The organism is Tahibacter sp. (assembly GCF_032229445.1).
Lineage (GTDB): Bacteria > Pseudomonadota > Gammaproteobacteria > Xanthomonadales > Rhodanobacteraceae > Tahibacter.
In genome coordinates this window covers 8,051-29,458 of the sequence record NZ_JAVTWC010000008.1, presented here as the reverse complement: position 1 = coordinate 29,458, position 21,408 = coordinate 8,051, and the positions used below count along the sequence as shown (strand labels likewise).

13 protein-coding genes and 1 pseudogene are annotated in these 21,408 nt (G+C 66.8%); 9 read left to right on the top strand and 5 right to left on the bottom strand.

All coding sequences use genetic code 11. From position 1 onward, the window contains the following. Window positions 1-196: 196 nt before the first annotated feature. The 5 genes from RUU78_RS02305 (at window position 197) to RUU78_RS02285 (ending at window position 6,466) form a co-directional block, all read left to right on the top strand. Window positions 197-2,608 carry a cyclic nucleotide-binding domain-containing protein gene (locus tag RUU78_RS02305; RefSeq protein WP_313913262.1) on the top strand — a complete coding sequence of 804 codons (2,412 nt, stop codon included), beginning with the start codon at window positions 197-199 and terminating at the stop codon, window positions 2,606-2,608. A gap of 21 nt (window positions 2,609-2,629) precedes the next feature. After that, window positions 2,630-3,079: a hypothetical protein gene (locus RUU78_RS02300; RefSeq protein ID WP_313913259.1), complete on the top strand. Its 450-nt coding sequence runs from the start codon at window positions 2,630-2,632 to the stop codon at window positions 3,077-3,079. Between the two features lie 64 nt (window positions 3,080-3,143). Beyond that, the gene (locus RUU78_RS02295) at window positions 3,144-4,052 is read left to right on the top strand and encodes a hypothetical protein (RefSeq protein WP_313913257.1); all 909 of its coding nucleotides are present in this window, start codon (window positions 3,144-3,146) and stop codon (window positions 4,050-4,052) included. A 13-nt stretch (window positions 4,053-4,065) separates the two neighbouring features. Then, complete coding sequence (locus RUU78_RS02290; protein ID WP_313913255.1) at window positions 4,066-5,748, top strand: cytochrome c3 family protein; 1,683 nt, start codon at window positions 4,066-4,068, stop codon at window positions 5,746-5,748. A gap of 208 nt (window positions 5,749-5,956) precedes the next feature. Then, the gene (locus RUU78_RS02285; protein ID WP_313913253.1) at window positions 5,957-6,466 is read left to right on the top strand and encodes a YcxB family protein; all 510 of its coding nucleotides are present in this window, start codon (window positions 5,957-5,959) and stop codon (window positions 6,464-6,466) included. Window positions 6,467-6,734: 268 nt separating this feature from the next. Here the strand turns inward: RUU78_RS02285 and RUU78_RS02280 are convergent, their stop codons facing one another. The 3 genes and pseudogenes from RUU78_RS02280 to RUU78_RS02270 all read right to left on the bottom strand — a co-directional run bounded on the left by RUU78_RS02280 (window position 6,735) and on the right by RUU78_RS02270 (window position 7,849). Continuing rightward, window positions 6,735-7,184: a hypothetical protein gene (locus tag RUU78_RS02280; protein ID WP_313913251.1), complete on the bottom strand. Its 450-nt coding sequence runs from the start codon at window positions 7,182-7,184 to the stop codon at window positions 6,735-6,737. Window positions 7,185-7,396: 212 nt separating this feature from the next. Next, a pseudogene (locus RUU78_RS02275) lies at window positions 7,397-7,663 on the bottom strand (transposase); the annotation flags it as partial. Between the two features lie 3 nt (window positions 7,664-7,666). Then, a complete protein-coding gene (locus tag RUU78_RS02270; RefSeq protein ID WP_313913248.1) occupies window positions 7,667-7,849 on the bottom strand; it encodes a hypothetical protein in 183 nt (60 codons plus the stop codon). Between the two features lie 33 nt (window positions 7,850-7,882). Between RUU78_RS02270 and RUU78_RS02265 the strand changes: the two genes are divergently transcribed. Beyond that, window positions 7,883-8,416 carry a cytochrome c3 family protein gene (locus RUU78_RS02265; protein ID WP_313913246.1) on the top strand — a complete coding sequence of 178 codons (534 nt, stop codon included), beginning with the start codon at window positions 7,883-7,885 and terminating at the stop codon, window positions 8,414-8,416. Between the two features lie 60 nt (window positions 8,417-8,476). Here the strand turns inward: RUU78_RS02265 and RUU78_RS02260 are convergent, their stop codons facing one another. After that, window positions 8,477-11,050: a serine/threonine-protein kinase gene (locus RUU78_RS02260; protein WP_313913245.1), complete on the bottom strand. Its 2,574-nt coding sequence runs from the start codon at window positions 11,048-11,050 to the stop codon at window positions 8,477-8,479. A 117-nt stretch (window positions 11,051-11,167) separates the two neighbouring features. Between RUU78_RS02260 and RUU78_RS02255 the strand changes: the two genes are divergently transcribed. After that, on the top strand, window positions 11,168-12,910 hold the full coding sequence (locus RUU78_RS02255; protein ID WP_313913243.1) for a hypothetical protein: 1,743 nt from the start codon (window positions 11,168-11,170) through the stop codon (window positions 12,908-12,910). Between the two features lie 250 nt (window positions 12,911-13,160). On the opposite strand, the gene RUU78_RS02250 is transcribed toward RUU78_RS02255, so the two are convergent. Continuing rightward, on the bottom strand, window positions 13,161-16,553 hold the full coding sequence (locus RUU78_RS02250; RefSeq protein ID WP_313913241.1) for a S8 family serine peptidase: 3,393 nt from the start codon (window positions 16,551-16,553) through the stop codon (window positions 13,161-13,163). 743 nt (window positions 16,554-17,296) lie between these two features. On the opposite strand from RUU78_RS02250, the gene RUU78_RS02245 reads away from it, so the two are divergent. Both RUU78_RS02245 and RUU78_RS02240 read left to right on the top strand, forming a co-directional pair. Beyond that, window positions 17,297-19,351: a heme-binding protein gene (locus RUU78_RS02245; protein ID WP_313913239.1), complete on the top strand. Its 2,055-nt coding sequence runs from the start codon at window positions 17,297-17,299 to the stop codon at window positions 19,349-19,351. 1 nt (window position 19,352) lies between these two features. Then, the gene (locus RUU78_RS02240) at window positions 19,353-21,170 is read left to right on the top strand and encodes a hypothetical protein (protein WP_313913238.1); all 1,818 of its coding nucleotides are present in this window, start codon (window positions 19,353-19,355) and stop codon (window positions 21,168-21,170) included. Window positions 21,171-21,408: the final 238 nt, after the last annotated feature.

Here is a 21,408-nt window from a genome sequence, read left to right as displayed (position 1 = left end):
ACGGAGTCCCCTCGGCGACGCCCCCGAGTATGACGGCGCCCGCCGTTTCCTGTCATGAAACGCCGCGTCTATGCGTTACAGTCAGCGCGCGCGGACGGCGGAGCCCGCCGGCCCGCGGCGCGATGGCCTGCAAGGGCCATGGTGTGCTCCCGATGCAATAGCCCGGCGGCCGCAAGGCCGACCCAGCGAGGAAGCAATGAGCGAGCGTTTCCGGATAGCCATCGTCGGTTCCGGGCCAGGCGGCCTGTCCGCCGCCGCGCGCGCGGCCGAGCGCGGCGAATCGCATGTCCTGCTCGAAGCCGAGCCGCACCTGTCCAACACGATCTACCGCTACCAGAAGGGCAAGTTCGTCATGGACGAGCCCGGGATACTGCCGCTGCGCTCGCCCGTGCCGTTCAAGGCGGGCTCGCGCGAAACCATCCTCGGCGCCTGGGACGAGGCCGCCGCGCGGCTCAAGATCAACGTCCGCCACGGCCACGAGGTCAGCGCGATCAAAAAGCGCGAGGACGGCAGCTTCGAACTCAAGTGCGTCAACGGCAAGGTGTTCGAGGCGCAGTTCGTGGTCCTCGGCATCGGCCTGCAGGGCAACATCCGCAAGCTCGGCGTGGCCGGCGAAGACCTGCCCTTCGTGCAGTACCAGCTCGACGACCCGGACGAATACGAAGGCGAGACCATCGTCGTCGTCGGTGCCGGCGACGCGGCGATCGAAAACGCGATCGCGCTGGCCAAGCAGAACAACGTCGTCATCATCAACCGGCGCGACGAGTTCGCCCGCGCCAAGAAAGGCAACGAGACGGCCATCCTCAAGGCGATCGAGGACGGCGTGATCGAGTGCTACTACAACGCCGCGCCCGAACGCGTCGACGCGCTCAGCGTCGGCCGCAAGAAAGGCCGCATGATCCTGTCGACGACCGCCGGCAAGGCGCAGATCCTGATCGACCGCGTGATCGGCCGCCTCGGCGCGACCGCGCCACGCGGCTTCGTCGAAGCCTGCGGCGTGGTGTTCCCGAGCAAGGACCCGGCCTCGGTGCCGGCGATCAGCCCGCAGTACGAATCCAACGTCAAAGGCCTCTACATCGTCGGCGCGCTCGGCGGCTATCCGCTGATCAAGCAGGCCATGAACCAGGGCTACGAGGTCATCGAATACATCCGCGGCGAGCGCGTGGAACCCGCCGACGCGCCGCTGCTCAAGGCCAAGCTCGACACCATGCCGGGCTTCCGCGGCGTCGACGAGGCGCTCGCGCGGATCCAGCAGAACGTGCGCGTGCTCTCGCACATCACGCCGCTGCAGCTGCGCGAGTTCATGCTCGACTCCGACCTGCGCGCACCCAAGCCCGGCGAGGTCGTGTTCACGCGCAACGACTACACCAACAGCTTCTATTCCATCGTCGACGGCGAAGTGCACATCGCGCTCGACGACGCCGGCAAGCAGCACATCACCCTGCGCCGCGGCGAATTCTTCGGCGAGATGGGCCTGATCTCAGGCCGGCGCCGCTCGGCCACGGTCACGGCCGGCAACGGCTGCGTGCTGATCGAGACACCGCGGCGCTCGATGAACCGGCTGATCAACTCGGTCGCCGCGGTCAAGCGCGAGATCGACGAGGTCTTCATCCTGCGCGCGATCCAGTCGCGCTTCGCGCCCGAAGCCAGCGCCGAGCAGCTCAAGGACATGGTGGCCGGCGCGACACTGCAGAAGTTCGCCGCCGGCGACGTGCTGTTCAACGAAGGCGAAGTCGGCGATTGCCTGCATCTCGTGCGCGTGGGGTCGCTGACGATCTCGCGCAGCATCGCCGGCAAGGAAGTGGTGCTGTCCTACGTGCCGGCCGGCAACTACGTCGGCGAGATGGCGCTGCTCGGCGAATCGCGCCGCTCGGCCACGGCGCGCGCGGCGATCGCGACCGAGACCGTGCGCCTGGACGGCGAGAGCTTCAAGAAACTCGTCAACCGCATGCCCGTGCTGAAGCTGCGCCTGCAGGCCGAATACCGCCAGCGTGCCGCGTCCAACCTCGCCATGCAGGCACTGCCGGCCGGCGGCGACATCATCCAGTTCCTGCTCGCCCAGGGCGCGGGCGAAGCGACCGACATCCTGCTGATCGACGAGTCGCTGTGCGTGCGCTGCGACAACTGCGAGAAAGCCTGCGCCGAAACCCACGGCGGCACCTCGCGCCTGGACCGCGAGGCCGGCCCGACCTATGCCAGCGTGCACGTGCCGACCTCGTGCCGCCACTGCGAACATCCGCACTGCATGAAGGACTGCCCGCCCGATGCGCTGCGCCGCGCGCCCAACGGCGAGGTCTACATCGCGGACAACTGCATCGGCTGCGGCAACTGCGAGCGCAACTGCCCCTACGGCGTCATCCACATGGCCTCCAAGCCGCCGAAGAAGCCCGGCCTGCTGAGCTGGCTGCTGCTCGGCCTCGGCCCCGGTCCCGGCGAGGCGCCCTACGACCCGAAGAAGAAGAAAGAGCCGAAGGAGAAGAAGGCCGTCAAATGCGACATGTGCAAAGATGAAAAAGGCGGCCCCGCCTGCGTGCGCGCCTGTCCTACCGGCGCGGCCATCCGCATTTCGCCCGAGGAGTTCCCGGCCTATGCGCAGAGCCGGCGCTGAGCGTGGTCGACGGACACGCGCATGAACGAACGCACGGCCTCCTGCCCGCATTGCGCCGCCTCGCAGATCATGGCCGGCGCGCAGCTACAGCGCTGCACGGCCTGCGGCCAGTCGTTCTACCCGACCCCGGCCGCGGCCGATCCTGTCGCCGAAGGCCGGCGCAAGACGATACGGGTGCTGCGCGATCGCGCCGAGCACGAGGCCAAAGATTCCGTTGCACGCTGGCAGGTCCTGCGCGCCGCCGGCATCTTCCTGCTCGTGATCGGCGCGCTGCAACTGATGCTCGGCGCCGTCATGTTCGCTGGCAAGGGACACAGCACCGTCATCCTGCGCGCCGAAGAACCCGTGAAGTACTGGCAGTTCGTCGCGTTCACTTTCGTCGCGGGCACGGGCCTGACCGCGCTCGGCCACGTCGTGCTGCGTCAGATCCGCGCCTCGCTCCAACGCCGCTTCCCGGTGGACGAACCATGAATCTTTTGATCGACGCCGCACGAACGCGCGGAAGACCTGCACCACACCGCGGCAGGCTCCGCGCATGAACGCCCGCCACGAATCCATCCTCAATCACGCCGGCTCGCGCTGGCTGTGGATCTCGCTGGGCCTGTCGCTCGTGTCGCTGATCGCCTACGCCTGGCATTCGCCGTCGGTACCGCCCAACGGCGGCACCTGGCTCGGCTACACGCTCGGCACGATCGCCGGACTGCTGATCCTCTGGCTGATGTTCTTCGGCATCCGCAAGCGCTCGTACTCGGGTTCGTCCAGCCTGCGCGGCTGGCTGTCGGCGCACGTCTACCTCGGCACGACACTGATCCTCATCGCGCTGCTGCATGCGGGCTTCCAGGTCGGCTGGAACCTGCACACCTTCTTCCTCGTGCTCATGCTGCTGGTGATCTTCTCCGGCTTCTTCGGCGTCTACTGCTATCTGCGCTATCCGACGCTGATGACGCGCAACCGCGAAAGCGCCACGCGCAGCAACATGCTCGAGGAAATCGCCGAACTCGACCAGAACGCGCTAGCGCTGGCCGACGGCATCGATCCCAAGGTCCACGGTGTCGTGCTGCGCTCGATCCAGAATACGCGCCTGGGCGGCGGCGTGCTGACGCAACTTCGTGCGCGCGACGACTCCGACGCGGCGCTGGCCGGCATCCGCGCCGCGCTGGCGGCGCGCGAGAAATCCAACCAGGCCGCGACCGGCGCCAAGTCCGGCCAGACCATCTTCGCCATGGTCGACTTCCTCGCCAGCGGCACCAACGACCGCCAGGCCGAGGCGCTGCGCAAGCTCATCGACCTGCTGTCGCGCAAGAAGTCGCTCGCCTCGCGCGTCGCGCGCGACATCCAGTACCAGGCGCTGATGGAGATCTGGCTGTACGTCCATGTGCCGCTGTCGTTCGCGACCGTCGCCGCGCTGTTCGCGCACGTCGTGTCGGTCTTCTTCTACTGGTAGGCGGAGTACACCGATGCGCTGGCTGATCCGCCGGGTTCTCAAGCAAGGCAAGGGCGCCGTCTCCTACGAGGAAGACGTGCACTTTGGTGACGTACTGTCGATCGGACGCGCCGCCGACCAGGCGATTTTCCTTTCCGACATCCGCGCCGCGCTCAACCACGCGCGCGTGACATCGCAGGGCCCGGGTCGCTACCAGGTCGAGTCGCTGATCCTCGCCGGCATCCGCGTCAACGGCGAGCTGACCTACGCGACCACCGTCGGCGCTGGCGCGACCGTGGAGATCGCCTCCACGCGCATCGTGCTGCTCGATCCGCCGCGCGACTTCGAGGCCGCGGTCGAAATCAGCGCGCTCGACAAGGCCGAACAGGAAGCCGTCAAGGCCAAGCGCGCCAAGCCGACCTCGCTCAAGGAAACCTGGATCGGCAAGCGCTTTCCGTCGTGGGTCCTGTTCCTGCTCGTGCTCGTGTTCGGCCTGCTGCTGCCGGCCGCCACGCATTTCATTCCGCCGCTGGGCCGCGTCATCGCGCACAGCGGTCTGCCGACGACGGCGAGCTGGAATCCCGGACCGCTCGACGCCGCGCACCGCTTCTTCGGCGACGACTGCAAGCAATGCCACCAGACGCCATTCCTGACCGTGCGCGACGATGCCTGCACGACCTGCCACACGCGCATGGCCGCGCACGCGGATCCGGCGCGCTTCAACCTGCCCGCACTCGGCGAGGCGCGCTGCGGCAGCTGCCACCAGGACCATCTGGGCCTCGACGGCATGGTCAACACCGACCAGTCGCTGTGCAGTGACTGCCATACCGATCTGAAAGCACGCACCAAGGACGCGAGCCAGCTCGCCGACGCGACCGATTTCGCCACCGCGCATCCGGAGTTCCGCGTACGCCTGCCGGCCTGGGACGCACAGGGCGCGTTCGCGCCGCAGCTCACGCGGCTCACCCCCGGCCTCAAGGAAAACTCGGGCCTCAAGTTCGACCACGCGCTGCACCTGAAACCCGACCTCAACGCGCCAAGCGGCCGCCGCACGCTCGACTGCGCGACCTGCCACGTGCCGGACGCCGGCGGCCTCGCGATGAAGCCGGTGAATTTCGAAACCATGTGCCACGACTGTCACACGCTGGGCTTCGACACCTTCGCGCCGGACCGACAGGTACCGCATGCCAAGGTCGCCGAAGTGGTCTACATGCTCGACGACTACTACGCCAAGCGCGCGCTCGAAGGCGGCTATACCGAGACCAGCGCACCCGGCTTCGTGCAGCAGCGCCGGCGTCCCGGCGACCAGCCGTTGAGCCAGCAGGAAACCATCGAAGCCCTGAGCTGGGCACGCAACAAATCGCGCCAGGTCGCCGACAGCGTCTTCACCGGCCGCGCCTGCGTGACCTGCCACACCGTCACGCGTCCGAGCGGCCCCGCCAACGTGCCCGGCGGCGGCTGGCAGATCGCCCCCGTGCGCGTCGCCGGCATCTGGTACGGCGAGGCGCGCTTCACCCACGCCAAGCACTCGACGATGAACTGCAACGACTGCCACAAGGCCGCGGAATCCAAAACCGCGACCGACCTGCTGATCCCCGACCTCGCCAACTGCCGCCAGTGCCACGCCGGCGAATCCGGCGGCAGCAAGGTCGCGAGCACCTGCATCGCGTGCCATCGGTATCACCAGTCGGTGACGTTGCAGCTCAAGCAGCTCTGACGCCACCGTTCTGCGCATCGCTGCACCCGAGCAGGGCAGCGGGGCGGCGTGTCGCACCTTGTCTCGCCGTCGTATTCGCTAACTGCGACCGCTTTGCTATCGTCGCGAAGATCGCCATCGGCTGCGCGCACTCGCCAGACAGCAGCTTCAGGCTACCGTTGCTGCCGGATGCGTATCGCTGCCCGGCTTCGTCCACCATCGAGGCGCCATGGAAAACCCGTCGCAGGCCATCACGCTGTCATTTCCCTTCTCGCTGGGGGATCGCTTCCGCGCGGCCATCGTGCTAACCCCGTACAGCAAGCGCGCTATCGCCGCTGCCCTTGTCTGGCCAGTGTTGGGTCTGTCGTTCCTCGTTTTCATGCTGGCCAAGGGACGGCCATTGGGCTGGGATACCGGAATCCTGATGCTGGTAGCCCTGCTGTTTTATCCGGTCATGCTCGTCATCTCGACGCTGCTAACGCACTTCAACCCGCAGATGCGTGAGCCGTTCACCTACACCTTCGACGATCTCGGCATCCATGTTTCGGCCACGACGTACGAAATCACCCATCGCTGGCCGGCAATTTCGCGGGTCACGCGTTCTGGCGGGTTCCTGCTGTTCTTCTTCTCGCGCCAGTGCGCCCACTGCATACCGCTCAGCATCGTCGAGCGTGCCGGCGCGATCGGGCCGCTTCTGGCGCTGGCGAAACAAAACGGCGTCTCGGTCGAGGATCTCTAGCAAGAACGGCCGGGCGGAATCGCAGAAAAGGGTCCAATACCCAGCAAGCTCTGCTACAGCGCGGCCTTGCTTTACCAGGCTGGGCGATTTTCCTGCGACGCAATCAAAAGTCCGCTATTCGTGGGTTGTTTGCTCATCGCTGAAAGCCTGGGGTTGAGGGACTGACACCTTTCAACGGCGTGCCATCCGCATACACGGTCGCGATGCCTGTTCCTATGATCAGGCGCGTCGTCGGGATGCTCGTGGCCGTTGAAGCGCGCGGCTTCATTTACGGAACATCGTTGGCTTGCAGCACTTCAGTTGAAACGACGCTTAGGAATTCAAAGCGCAGCGAGCGTGTAAGCGGAACGGCTGCGTCGACCACAATGGCTGGGAAGGTTCCTATCCGAGCGGGATTCGCTGGTGATGCGACGTGACGGTATGGCCCACCATTGGGATCGCAGTCATAAGCATAGAGTCCTCGCTCAGCAACCAGCCGCCACGTGTTGACGAGCCCGGGAGACAAATCCGGGAAAAACCTTGCTTCCGTGGATGCAGGGAGAGCAAGTATCGCCTCGATCGCTCTGTCATGGGCATCGGTGTCGTCGAGGAATGCTCCAGGCGCGTAACCAGATCCAGCCGTACTGAACAGAGCAACACAGCCGCTCTCATCACAACCCAGCCAGTCGTACTCAAGCCCAAGAACGTCGACGGCAGATCGTGGAGTGCCTGTCCTCATTGCTGACCTCCTCTGTCGACCCTGAATTTCGTAGAAAAGTCAGTGGAAGCGCCCCGGCCACCGTCCTTCACGGCACGCAGCAGTGCTTGCTCGTTCAACTCCGCGCTGAAGTGCTCGCGCTCCAACTCAGGCGCTACCTTCTTGCTGGTCATTTCAACTCTACGCGACTGGCGACGGTGAATCGCTTTTCCAGGCGTCCGAGAAGTAGGGGCAAGCTCACTGGGGAAAATCCCTTGTCGACGACACCACGCCGCCTTGTCTTCCTCGCTCATTCCTGCCGTCGCCAGAATTGCCTCAAAGCGCGCGACGGCCGTCCAGCCTCCGCTCTTCTGGCCCTTCGACAAGGCCTCGCTCCGCCAGCGCTCCAACGTCTCTGCCGAAACACCAGCCTCCCGCGATACCACATTCACATCCGCACTCTCCGGTGGCAGCAACCGCGCCAGCATCCGATCTTTAAACGCTTGTCCGTATCGAGCCACGTTCTACTTTCCTTCGCCCCAGCTTGGTGAGTTTATCGGGGCGACAACTATTCTGACGCAGGGGGTGGGCACGACGGGAATCAGCGGTTCACGTTGTTGCTGCAGCACGCGGCCCAGCGCGTCGCGTTGCACGATGGTGGTCCTGACCTGGCGCGCATCGGTTTGCGTCACCAGTTCGCCCAGCACGTTGTAGCTTCGCACCGGACCGCCAGGTTCCGCATGCCAAGGGCCGCCGAAGTCGTGTACATGCTCGACGACTACTACGCCAAGCGCGCGCTCGAATGCGGCTATACCGAAACCAGCGCACCCGGCTTCGTGCAGCAGCGCGGGCGTCCCGGCGACCAGCCGCTGAGCCAGCAGGAAACGATCGAAGCCTTGAGCTGGGCACGCAACAAATCGCGCCAGGTCGCCGACAGCGTCTTCACCGGCCGCGCCTGCGTGACCTGCCACACCGTCACGCGTCCGAGCGGCCCCGCGAACGTGCCCGGCGGCGGCTGGCAGATCGCGCCCGTGCGCGTCGCCGGCATCTGGTACGGCGAGGCACGCTTCACCCACGCCAAGCATTCGACGATGAACTGCAACGACTGCCACAAGGCCGCGGAATCCAAGAGTGCAACCGACCTGCTGATCCCCGATCTCGCCAACTGCCGCCAATGCCACGCCGGCGAATCCGGTGGCAGCAAGGTGGCCAGCACCTGCATCGCATGCCATCGCTACCACCAGTCGACGACGTTGCAGTTGAAGCAGTTGTAAGGGGTGCGACGCCGCTTCCCGCGGGTGGCCCGCCTGCGTTGCTCGTGGACATTGGCGTTGCTACGTCGGCGCGGCACCAGGCTGAGGACTATCGCCTTCACCCATCGCGTCACACGCCGCCGACCACGCGGCAAAATCATCGGCCACGCCCGGCCGAAGCGAGGCGCTGCGCGCGTCCGGTGAACGGACGGCCTCGGCCAATCGACGGCGCGCGCCCGGAACGCCCAACCGGCACTGCGCGTAGGCAAGTGCGGCCTGTTCCTGCGCCTGGCCGCGGCGATCACGTTGCGGCGTTCTGGCACGCTCTGCCAGCACCACGGTGAGTTCCTCGGCGGCGTCGGGAAACCGATCCTGGGCGATGAGCCAGCGCGCGCGCGAAGCTCTCACTCCCAGCACTCGCCGTGCTCCCTGGGCATCCGGCCCCGAGCCCACGGCGAGTGCCTCGTCGAAGGCTTCGCCCGACGCCTTCAGTCGGCCCGCACGCATCAGCAACAGACCTTCGTCATGAGCGAACAAGAGCAGATCGGGATGATCCTTTCCCATCTGCGCGCGAGCGTCCTTTCGCGCCTCGTGAATCATCGCCAACGCGTCGTCGTGCCGGCCCCGCGCACCGAGCAACTTCGCCGACATCCGTCGGAGAAAAAGGCTATTGCGGTAAAACGTCGAACTGGACGGATCGAGCAGCTCCGTCGCGCGCGCCAAGCGTCGCTCCGCATCGTCCAGACGTCCCAGCATGAAATCCAGGTCCGCGGCATTGCCCAGCGTGATGGCAAGATCGTTGCGCGTGCCGGGCAGATGCGCCTCGAGGGCGTCGATGGACTTGGCATAGTGATCGCGCGCACGGTCCAGCTGCTCCAGCGACGATGAATAGAGCGCAGCGGCGCGATCGAGTCCGGCGACGATGAGGCTGCCGCTGTCGCCGATGGCCTGGCGACGCGCCAGCGCCTTTTCTACCCAGGCAAGCGCATCTTCCGACTGTCCCAGGCCATACAGCGCCATGGCGAGATAGCGTTGATGCAGCGCAATGTCGTCCTCCGGCAGCGGCACAGCCTTCTCGAACAGCCCGACGGCGCGCTCGAAGTGACGGGCCGCACGATCGCGTAGTCCGATCTCGAAGTAGACATGCCCCAGTGTCGCGACCAACGCCGCGCGCACTTCTGGCCGAAGATCGTCGGCCTCAGCACCGTCGAGGCGCTCAGCCGCCTGGTCGAGCAGCGTCAGCGCGCTGATCCGGCCCTCGCGGATTTCAGCCGGCTTCGCGGATTGAAACAGCGTCAAGGTGAAGTCAGCCAGCTCAGCGGTGCGATCACGCTCCAGCGCTACCGCAGCAAGCTGCTGATTGATGCTCACGAGGTGAAAGATCACCAGCGTGACGAGCACGCCGGCGAAAGCCAGCCAGGGCCAGCGTCGCCGCAACCATCGCCGGGCCGCATAGCCGGCCTCTCCACGACGTGCCCGCACCGGCTCGCCCGCCAGCAGGCGATCCAGGTCCGCGGCCCACTCGTCCACGCTGAGGTACCGTTCTTGCGGACGCTTGCGCAATGCGCGCAGGCAAACGGCATCCATGTCGCGCGAGGGCACCGTCCGGCCGAGCCGCCGCGCGGCCGTGGACGGCGCTGGCGGCATCACATGGACGATGGCATGCGTCAATGCCGCGGGACCGATGCCTGCGTGTGGCGGTTCACCGGCAAGCAACTCATACATCAGGCAACCCAGCGCGTGGATATCGCAGGCCATCGCGGCCCGCTCGCCGAGGATCTGCTCGGGTGCTGCATATCGCAACGTCAACGGAGCCGCATCGCCGGCGGCTGTTGCTGTCGACTCGCCGTCGAGCACGGCAGCGATGCCGAAATCGAGCAGACGCGGTTCGCCTTTCGAATCGACGAGCACGTTGCCGGGCTTGATGTCACGATGCACGATCAGCTGCCGATGCGCGTGGGCCACGGCCTCCGCGAGCTTTCGAAGAAGTGCCAGTCGTGCCCGCAACCCCAGACCCGCAACGTCGCAATGCCGCGTGATCGACAGACCATCGACGAACCACGTGACCAGAAACGGCCGGCCCCGCTCGTCGCGCCCGCCGTCGATCAGCCGCGCGATATTGGGATGGTCCAGTTCCGCCAGGATTTGCCGCTCGCGCAGGAAACGCCGTTCGTCGGCCTCGCTCCACACCTCGCGATCGATCTGCTTTACCGCGACCTGTCCACGAAACGTGCCGTCATCCCGGTCGCATAGCCACACTCTCCCCATGCCGCCCCGGCCAATCTCCCGCACAACGCGGTAACGGGGAAAGCGCGGATGCACGTCCCGAACAACGCCATCGAGACTGCGCATTTCTCGCAACGCAGCGTCCAGTAAGCGACGAAGCTCCGCGACCAACGGGGGATTGCTGCGATCCAGCGTATCGAGCTCGACCCGACGCCGTTCGTCGTTGAGTTCGCTGATGCGCTCGAACTCGCGCTTCACGCGCGCGTAGTGGCTGATGTCCATTGCCAGAGATCGGTCTGAGGCTTGCGCTATCGCGGGTGTCGGCAGTAATCGGCGGAGACTATCAGACTCCGCGCGCACAGCAACGTGTTCCGAGATTGCGCATCTGCGCATCTGGATCGCCGGCAAGCACGCCGGCGTGCGCGCCACCCATCTCGACACCGCTCATGAAAAGGCAGGAAGAAAGTCGGGCAGTGGCTGAGATGATTGGCGACGAATGTGCGTACTGCGCCAATGCCTCATGTGAGGCATTTGAGTGTTCTACACATGTCCAACAATCCTCTGAGTCTTTCGCCACGCAAGCCTGCGTGGATTACCGCGCTGATTTTCGCAATCAGTGCAACATCCTGCATCGCATCGCCCCATCTGGGCGATGAGACGCTAATGCCGGCCGGCCCCTATGGAACCTCGGGCCCCGGCTGGGGCGATGCGCAGTTCGGCAACGAGTTCATCCAGATGGAAGCCCACGCCCGTTTCGCCGGGGCCATCGCGAGTCTTCGCTACGGCGGTGTCGAGTACATCAACAATGACGATCACGGCCGGCAGATGCAGATGGCTGTCGCGCTGCGGCCTGGAACCGAGTGCCGCATGCCGACCGAGGCGGGCAGCAGTGCCGACGGCAGTGGCCCCACCAGCAGTTCGGTGCTGCATGCAGGCCAGGTGGGAGCAGGCACCTGGCAGACCAGTACCTTCGGTGCGCACTGGCTCGCCGCCGTATGCGGCGAAGCAATCGTCGCTGATGACCTTTTCACGAAGCAGATACAAGTCGGCATGCCCGGCGACGCCAAGGTCATCCGCTACACCGGCCAAATGCAACTGGTCGGCAACTATGAGCAGATCTACGCGGAAATTCCGACCATCTACCTGCGCGCGCCGTTTGTGCGCCACTACCGCATGGATCCCCACACGGGCGAAACCTGGGAGCATCGCCCGATTCGCAGCTATATCCAGGGCAGCACGACGGTGGAGCAGGAGGCCAGCAACGTACCGCTCATTTTCGCGACCCAGGACGGAAATCATGCCATTGGCATGTGGTCGCCGTTCGAGAGCCAGGGCGGAGACTTCCAGTACCGCGCCCACATGTTCGACTTCACCCCGCTGTTCGGCAACAGCAACTTCAATACCTCGAAACTCACCGCGACCCGCAGCTGGGGCGATCCTGCCGGCAGACGCTGGGTCGACAACGCCACCTACATCGCAGTGGGCTCGCTGGATTCCGTGCGGGTATCGCTGAAGCGCCTGTACGGCCTGGAGCCCACCGGCGTTCTGCGCCAGTGGCCTGATCCGAGCCTCCGCATCGGTACGGCCTTGCCTCCGCCGACGACCGGCGGCCCCGGCATTCCGGTCATGAGTGTCAGCGCCTTCGACCAGGCCAGCCCCGACGTGGAATCCGGCAACCGGGTGAAGCAGGTCGCCATCACGTCGGACGGCAAGCAACTCGTGCAGCGCTACTACGACGGCGGCTGGAGAGCGTGGACCAACCTGCTCAGCGTCAACGCCATCGGCCTCGGCGCGGTGCGTTCCTTCAGTCAGGGACCGGACGCCGAGAACAAGCCGAAGCAATATTTCGTCAATCGCGCCGGCGACACCATTTACTCGCGCACCTTCATCAACGGTGCCTGGGGCCCGGTACGCACGGCGAGCGTGGCCAGCCTCGGTATTCCGGGCGTCAGCAGGATTCGCAGCTTTGATCGCACGGGACCCGATGCCGCGATCGGCAACCAGCTGAAGGATATCGTCGTCAGCGACGATGGCCGCACCCAGTACTTCCGGAAGATCGACAAGGTCACGCAGGTACCGACAGGGTGGTTCGCGGGAGCCATCAACCAGATCGGCATTCCAGGGCTGGAAACCGCCAAGAGTCTGAGCCAGAGCGTCACGCCGGAAGGCTATCCGAAGTTCCATCTGGTATCGGGCGACGGCCAGACGATCTATACGCGCGTCCTCGTCAATGGCACATGGAGTGGCTGGAATTCTGTTTCGGTTTCAGCCCTGGGCATGACCGAGTGATCGCGGATCCGGCGTAGACGACTGACGTCTTCGCAACGGATCACCCTTCCCCGCCGCCTCGGGTTCCACACCGGGGCGGCGCTGGTTCCACAGAACCGATCCCCTCCGGCTCTGCCGGGCACTCCCTAACCGCACGACACCACGGACAACGCCACGGCAAACCCACAAAAAAGCCGCCGGGATCACCGGCGGCCTTTGTTTTTCCGATCCACGACGCGCCCGCGCCGAAGCGCGGACGCGTCGACCGTGCTTAACCGCCCGGCGCGGCTTCGAAGTCGTCTTCGAAGATGCGATCGAGCACCTCGGTCACTTCGAGCGCGAACGGCACGGCGACCTTGGGTTCGTCGGCGTCAGCACCGTTGGAATCGACGCAGACGAAACCGCGGTAGTTGCCGACGGCCAGACCGGTCGCATTCGCGGTGATGACGCTCGGGTTGGACTCGGCCACGCCGAGCGAGCCCGAGTTCGGTGCCGCGCTGAGCCACGGGGCATCGCAGTTGACGTTGGTCGAGACGCTGATCGCCAGCGCAGCCAGCGACGGCGGCGGTCCGGCGACCGGCGTCAGCGCCGTCCACGTCGCGTTGCCACCGAGCGTGGTCGACGTGAACGACATCGGTGCCAGACCATTCGTCGAAGTCGCGCGACCGAGGATCCAGCGACGGGCGGTCGCCGCACCGGGGACGGTCGCGTACACGACGACCCAGTAGCGCACGCCGGCCGCCAAGGCAGGCGGTGCCGGACAACCGGCGCTGGCCGCGTCGTTGAGGTTCACGCTGAAGGCCGAACCGTCGACCGTACGGAACGTCAGGCCACCGCTGTTCGGGCCGGCCGGCGTACGCGCACACGAATACAGCTCACCCGCCGCGCCCGCATCCGGGTTGCCCGCCGGCTGGCCTGCCGCATCGGCGTACAGCTTCACCGTGATGGCCGTCGCGGTGGCCTGCAGCGTGCCGCCCGTGCCGGTCATGAAGCCGGCGACATCCACCGTGCGCAGCGTGGCCGGATCCGGCGAAACGATGTCCTCGGTCTGGTAGAAGCCGCCGTTGGCGCCGGTGAAGAAGTTCGACGCGTTGCCGCGGATGCCGTCGTAGGTCTGCGTCTGCAGCGTCAATGGCGCGGTACCCGTGTTGTCCACGTCCCAGTTGATCGTGGGATTGCCGAGGTTGGCGATCGTGAGGTTGCGGGTCACGGCGTCACCGGTGTCGACCGTGGCCGACAGCGCGGTCGGTGTCACGTCGATTTCCGGCGGCGCCGCACGCAGCGCGATCGGCATGCGCGCGACCGGGATGGTCGCGTTGTTCGGCGTCAGCACGACTTCGCCGAACACGGTCTGGCCCGGTGGCAGCAGCGGCGAATTGGCCGACAGCGTGATGGGCTGCGTCGCCGCATTGGCCAGCGTGAACGACGCCGGCGAAATCGTGACGACACCGGCGGTGAAGCCGCTGACCGATGCGGTCCAGGTGACCGGCGCGGTACGCGTGCTCCTGACCGTGCGTGGGAACGTACAGGTACCGACGCAGGCCAGATTCTGGAAGCTCGCGATATTCAGCTGCGACGGATTGCCGCCGTTGGCCGGATTGGCCGCGAGGTAGTTCACGCCAGTCTCGTCGAGCACCAGGCCCGCGCGGCTCGCGCGCGCCACGTCGATGCGGCCCGCGCCCGTCGCGAACGGCGTCGTCGGCGTCACGCCGTCGACTTCCATCAGGTCGGGCTTGGCCGTCGTGGTCAGTGCCGACTTGATCTGTGCCGGCGTCCACGACCGGTTGAGCGACCGCAGCAGCGCGGCCGAGCCGGCCACGTGCGGTGCCGCCATCGACGTACCGCTGATCACGTTGGCGATCGCGTTGTTGGCCGGATTGACCGCACCGCCGTAGGGCGCCGGAGCCGCCGAGGCCCAGCGCGTCCAGGCGGCGAGGATTTCCACGCCAGGCGCTGCCAGGTCCGGCTTGAGCAGGCCCGGGTTGAAGCTGCCCGGTCCGCGCGAGGTCGAGTAGTACACCGCATCGGCCGTGCCCGGACCCGCCGTCAGCGGTACTGCGATCGTCGCCTCGGCGACATTCGGGTCCGTCGCAATGTGCGTCGCGACATTGTTCCAGTCCTTCAGCAGCATCGAGTAGCTCGTCGCACTGGCGCCGAGGTTCAGCGGCGCGACGTCGATGAAGATCACGCCGGAAGCGCCGGCATTCAGCGCCGCGGTACGGCGCGCGCCGCTCGCGCAGGCGCTGGTCACGCTGTCCAGGCGCAGCACGGCGATGCCGGAGATGCCGCCGCGGCGGAAGGTGTCGGCCGGATAGGCCGCGCAGCCGTCGGTCGCGCCGTTGGCGAAGTTCGGGCTCTGGATGATCGGTCCCGACAGCGTGGCCGTCGCGATCGGCGCACCGCCCGGCCGCACCGTGATGTTCTGCGTATTCGCTGGCGGCGCCGCCGGCGCGGTCAGCGAGAAATTGAAGCCGAACACGCGGTCGTGCATGGTGCCGCCGACCGTGATCGTCCAGGGTTCCTGGTGACCGACCGTGCCCGGCGTCGGGCCGGAGTTGCCGGCCGAGGCCACGACGACGATGCCGGCGTTCTGCGCGGCGAGGAAGGACAACGACGTCGTGTCGCTCCACGGCTGGTTGCCCCCGCCGATCGAGTAGCTCAGCACGTCGATGATGCCGTCGGCCACCGCCTGGTCGGCCGATGCGGTCGTGGCCGAGAACGGACACTGGCCGCCGCTGGTGCTCGTATAGCACGCGTCGTAGATCACGACGTTGGCGTGCGGCGCGACACCGGAGACATCGCGGGTGATGCCGTTGAACGTGACCTGGCGCGCGTTGCCGGCCGCCGTGCTGGACGTGTGCGAGCCGTGTCCGCCTTCGTCCTCGAAGCCGCGTGCTTCGGTGTTCGGCGAAACCGCCAGCGCATCCATGAAGTCCCAGCCGCCGATCAGCTTGTCGTTGCAGACGTCACGGCCGGCCACATGGTTCGGGTTGGACGGATTGCACCAGCCCAGATACGTACCAGCGCCCAGCGGATTGGTATGCGCATAGCCGTCGCTGCCCATGGCCGCATAGGCAGGGCTGGCGACATTCAGGCCGCTGTCGATGATGCCGACGACGACGCCGGCGCCCTTGGACGCCAGGTTGCCCGGCGTGCCGGTACCGTCCCAGACGGCTGGTGCGTTGATCATGACCGGACCGCGGTCGGTGTCGAGCTGGTATTCGCCGTCGGCTTCGATGCGCGCGATCTGCGGCAGCTGGCCGAGCTGCTCGGCTTCCGCGGCGGTGAGTTCGACGACGAGGCCGTTGTACGCGTGCTGGAAACGCATCAGCGTCGGCAGCGGACGGCCGAGCAGCGCCGAGGCATCCGACAGCACTTCGTCCTGGTGCGCGCGCAACTGCGCGAGATAGCTCTGCGCCGGCAGCGACTCGAGCGCGAGGCGACGATCGTCGCGGCGCGGGATCGCGTCGGCCAGTGCGAGCGGCAATTCCTTGAGCCCGATGATGTAGCGCGTGCGCGTGCCCGCGTCGACGGCGGCGAGCGGCAATGCCGCATGCGTTGCCGCCACCCCGCCCGCATCGTTCGCCGATACCCCGGCGCTGAAAACGACGGCCGCTATCGCGGCCACAAGCGCGGTGCGCTTGCCTGATCTGCTGAATGTCATAGTTCGCCCTACCCCTGCGTATGAGAAAAGTTCACACGTGTACAGGGCGACATCGCGACCGTGCGAGGGGTCGCTATCGGACCTGACAACACGTGGTCCGCCGCTTCACGGGCTCGAGCATTCCGGCGCAGACTCCGCAGGCACCGGCCTCGACATCGTGGCGTAGGGACCGGCCGAACATAACAGGAAGAAATCCGCGTGACACCTGCCTTCCGGCAGACTTCGTCCGGACAAGATTTCATGACGCGACGCACCCGGAACGTGCCAGGCGCGCGGCGCGGGACGCACCGGCCGTCCAGCACCGGGCGGCGGGTAAAACGCCCAGCACCGGTTTCGGCGCACGGTCCGGCACGCAGGGCACTACGCGCTTCGTACGAAGCCCGCTCCGACGCGCCGACCGGTCCGGCGGCTCACGCTCGATTCGCGCGCCCGATTCAGCGCCGGGCTGGCCGCCGCCACCGGGGTGCCGGAGCGGAGCCCCCTGAACCGGGTGGCGCCAGCGTCGTCGGGCGGATGCCCGGGTGCGGCGTCATCACATTCCTGACCCGCGGCAGCAGCGCGGCGGCGCATCACGCCGCGCGCATTAGGACCCCTAACGCAAGACAGCACCGAAAACTGACACGGCCGGTGCAACGCGCCATCCCGCGCCAAACCGCACGATTCCTAGGTTAGTATCGAACGCGGGAAACACTGATGAGCTCTGTGCAGGCGCCCCGCCGCCTTGCCACTCGGAGGATTGTGCGATGGGGAGATCGCCGTTTCGCTGGATGCTGGCCGGCTTTTGCCTGGCCCTGGCCGCCTGTAGTGGTGGCAGCAATTCCGGCAGCACTGTAGGCACTGCGCCGCCGCCCAACCCGCCCGTTAACGGCGACTCGGGCTGCAGTGGCAACTGTGGCAATGCGCAGTCCTTCCTCACGGAAGACGACGTGCGCAAAGTCATCGCCCAGGGCGTCGCCGAAGCGCGCGCGCAGGGCAGGCCCGCCACGTTCGTCGTCGTCGACCGCGTCGGCAACGTGCTCGCCGCGTACGCCATGGCCGGCGCGCCGCCCACGGTGCGCGTGAGCTCCGGCCGCGGCGTCGTCGGCGGGCTCGAAGGCCTCGATGTCCCGGCCGAATTCGCCGCCATCGCCAAGGCGCTGACCTCGGTCTACTTCTCGTCCGAAGGCAACGCGTTCACCTCGCGCACCGCAGGACAGATCGCGCAGGAACACTTCAACCCCGGCGATATCACCGCGCCCTCGGGCCCGCTGTTCGGCGTGCAGTTCTCGCAGCTGCCGTGCTCGGACATCAGCGCGCGCTTCACCACGGGCACGGGCGCTGGGCCACATCGCTCACCGATCGGCCTGTCGCCCGATCCCGGCGGCATTCCGCTCTATAAGGCCGGCGTGCCCGTCGGCGCGGTCGCCGCCGCCGGTGCCGACGACACCTACGGCCTCGACGACAACGCGATCGACCGCGACCGCAACCTCGACGAATTCGTCGCGCTCGCCGCCACGTTCGGCTTCGGCGCACCGCAGGACCGCCGCGCCGACCGCATCACCGCCGGCGGACTCACGCTGCGTTTTACCGATGTGGAATTTGCCGAACTCGCGCGCGACCCGGCCACGGCCCCAACCTTCGCGAGCCTCACCCCCGCCGACGGCGCGCTGCTGCGCGTACCCGGCTACGCCGATCCGGTCGTGCTGCGCGGTCTGGCCCTCGGCACCGTCGAATCCGGCATCCGCCCCGATACGACGGACTACCCCGGCCTCGACGCCTTCGTGCTCGACGACGGCACCGGCACCAACCGTTATCCGCCGCGCGCCGGCACCGACGGCACCGCCGCACTGACGCAGGCCGAAGTCCGCACCATCGTGCAGGAGGCCCTCAAGGTCGCCGCCCGCACGCGCGCCCAGGTGCGCAAGCCGCTCGGCTCGCGCGCCGGGGAAACCGTCGTCGTCGTCGACAGCAACGGCGTCGTGCTCGCCCTCGCACGCTCGCGCGATGCGCTGGTCGATGCGGTCGACGTGACCACGCAGAAGGCGCGCACCGCCGCGTTTTTCTCCGGCACCTTCACCGCCGCCGACATCGCCACGACCACGAACGCGCGCTACCTGCGCGCCGCGCTCGATCTCGCCAACGGCCGCGTCGACCTGTTCACCGTCGCGCAGAGCGCGCCGAACGCCTACGTGCCGCTGCTGCGCGGCTTCCTCGGCCTGCCCACGGCCTTGAGCGACGGCCAGATCGCCTACTCGTTGCGCACCATCGGTAACCTGTCGCGACCGTTCTATCCCGACGGTGTGCCCGGCACGCCGAATGGTCCGCTGAGCCTGCCCTTCGCGCGCTGGAGCCCGTTCCAGGACGGCCTCGAACTCGATCTCGTCTACAACCAGATCGCCAATCACGTCGCCTTCTATCTGAACCAGAAAGGCCTCGCGCTGACACTCGACGGCGCCGCGCTCGCGCCCGCGCCGACACCGGCCAATCCGGTGCCCGTGCCTGATGTGGGCCGCAACTGCACCGGCATCCCGCGCATCCCCAACGGCATCACGCTGTTCGGCGGCGGCTTCCCGGTCTATCGCGGCAACGTGCTGGTTGGCGGCGTCGCCGCGTCGGGCGATGGCACCGACCAGAGCGACCTCGTCGCCTTCCTCGGCCTGCACAACGCCGGTGTCGCGCTGAACACCGGCGTCGGCAATGCGCCGGTCGCGCTGCGTGCCGACAAGCTCGTGCCGTCCGGCGCGCGCCTGTCCTACGTGCAATGCCCGCAGTCGCCGTTCCTCAATTCCACCGAGCAGTTCGTCTGCGAGGGCAAGTGACATGCGCCATCTCCGACTGCGCCCGCTCGCCGCGCTGATCCTCGCCGTGGTCGCCGCGCCGGGCCTGGCCCGCGCCGACACATCCAGCGTCGGCCTGCACTGGCTCGAACTCACGCAGCTGCTGCCCGCGCCGACCTACGACCCGTTCGCGTCCGACATCCCGCGCCGCCGTCCCGGTCACCCGTACGAACGCTGGATGCCATCGCCGCCGCAGAACCCCGACAACGTCGATCCCGCGCCGGTCGACCAGGTCGGCGAATTCCTGCCCGTGCCGGATCGCTGGCGCATCATGGAATCGCTGGGCTTCAAGCACCCGTGGTACGACCCGTACAACCAGAACCAGCTCAAGGCCGACAAGCCCGTCATCGGGAAAGATTGGTTCCTCAACCTGCTCGCCGTGTCCGACACGCTGATCGAGCCGCGCAGCCTGCCCACGCCCGCCGCGCCGCAGGCGCCGAGCGAACCCGGCACCAACGACACGCTCGGCGACGTCGACCAGCTCATCGCCGCGCAGACCGTCATCGCCAGCGCCGTGCTGTACAAGGGCGACACCACGTTCAAGCCGCCGGTCTACGAGTTCAAGGCCACGCTCGCGGTCAACTACAACCGCGTCCGCACCGAAGAAACCCGCGCGCTGACCATCGATCCCACGTTCGGCGAAACCCGCGACGACGGCTTCGTCGGCGTGCAGGAACTGTTCTTCACCTGGGACTACGCCAGCAACCGTCCGCGCTACGACTTCGACGATTTCCGCATCGGCATACAGCCGTTCTCCAGCGACTTCCGCGGTTTCCTGTTCCAGGACAACCAGCCCGGCATCCGCTTCTTCGGCACGCGCGATTCGAATCGCTGGCAATACAACTTCGCGTGGTTCCGGCGCCTGGAGAAAGACCTCAACTCCGGCCTCAACGACATCACGGAAAGCCCGCGCAAGGACGACATCTTCGTCGCCAACTTGTATCGCCAGGACTTCCCATTCGTCGGCTTCACCTCGCAGGCCACGGTGATCCACAACCGCAACCGCGAGACCGACTCGTTCTACGACTCCAACGGCTTCATCGTGCGCCCCGCCGCCATCGGCCGCGAATTCCCGCGCACGTATGACGTGACGTATCTCGGCTACAACGGCGACGGCCATATCGGCCGGCTGAACCTCACGGTGTCGGGCTATTACGCGATCGGCGACCAGTCCTCCGGCGTATTCGTCGCCGAAGAGACCGACATCTGCGCGGGCTTTCTCGCCGCCGAGGCGTCGATGGACTTCGACTGGATCCGCGCGCGCCTGTCGGCCGCCTATGCCACCGGCGACGACGACCCGTTCGACGACCGCTCCACCGGCTACGACGCCATCTTCGAAAACCCGATCTTCGCGGGTGCGGACACCAGCTACTGGATCCGCCAGAACGTGCCGCTGATCGGCGGCGGCGGTGTCGCGATCTCACAGCGCAACGGCCTGCTGCCGGACCTGCGTCCGTCGAAGGAACAAGGCCAGTCGAACTTCGACAATCCCGGCCTGCGCCTCATCGGCATCGGCGCGGACTTCGACCTGACGCCGCAGTCGCGCCTGTCCGGCAACATCAACCAGCTCTGGTTCGACAAGACCGAGATCCTCGAGACCGCGCGCAACCAGGCCAACATCAGCCGCGGCATCGGCACCGACGTCTCCGTCGCGTGGATCTGGCGCCCGTTCGCGACGCAGAACGCCGTCGTGCGCCTGTCCGGCGCAGCGCTGCTGCCCGGCTCCGGCTTCAAGGATCTGTATGGCGATCAGAAGTCGCTCTATTACTCCGTGCTTGGCAATCTGATCCTGACCTATTGAGGGGCGTGTCATGGGGAATCTGGTCGGGATGTCTGACAGCGAAGCGAAATGCAGCATTGTGGATAGCGCGACAACCGCACATGGCGGCGATCCTGCGCTTCTCCCCCTCACCCCAACCCTCTCCCCCGACGCTGTCGGGGGAGAGGGAGTAGAAGCCCTTCCCCTCGCGGCCGGGGGAGAGGGAGCCGAAGCCCTCTCCCCCAAGCTCGCTTGGGGGAGAGGGTTGGGTGAGGGGGAG